1 protein-coding gene is annotated in these 468 nt (G+C 64.5%); it reads left to right on the top strand.

Annotated elements, in window-relative coordinates:
* Positions 1 to 111: 111 nt before the first annotated feature.
* Positions 112 to 468: AI-2E family transporter (locus D7V77_RS42505; protein ID WP_120581772.1), on the top strand; the 357-nt coding region annotated here is incomplete at its 3' end.

The following is a 468-nucleotide window of genomic DNA, read 5'->3' as shown; positions in this document are numbered from 1 at the left end:
ACTTCGAGGAGAAATGAGTTGCGGGTTCCGTCTTCTCGGGTGAGCGCCGCTTCCCGTTGCGAACGGTGCAACGTCCATCCCCAGGGTAGCGCGCGCCTATCGAGAACACTGGTGTCCGCTCTGATACGCCGCCAGGCCTGGCTGTGGGGCCTTGTCGCGCTTGCAATCGGTGTCCTCATGTGGGCACTGCGGCCGGTGTTGACCCCGTTCCTGCTGGGCGCGCTGATCGCCTACATGTTGCAGCCGGGGGTGGAGTGGCTGGCGCGTCGGGGGTTGCCCCGCTGGATCGCCGCGTTGGTGATGATCCTGTGCTTTGCCGCTATGGCGGCGCTGCTCGTCACGCTGATGTTCGCCGTCGTCCAGACCGAAGGTCCGCAACTCCAGGCGAAAATTCCTGCGCTGCTTGCCACGCTGAATGCCTGGTTGCGGCCGAAGCTGGCTGTTTTCGGGCTTGGCGTCGACCTGGAT

The sequence above is a fragment of the Corallococcus sp. CA041A genome (assembly GCF_003612075.1).
GTDB lineage: Bacteria > Myxococcota > Myxococcia > Myxococcales > Myxococcaceae > Corallococcus > Corallococcus exiguus.
This window is presented reverse-complemented; position numbering and strand designations above follow the sequence as displayed.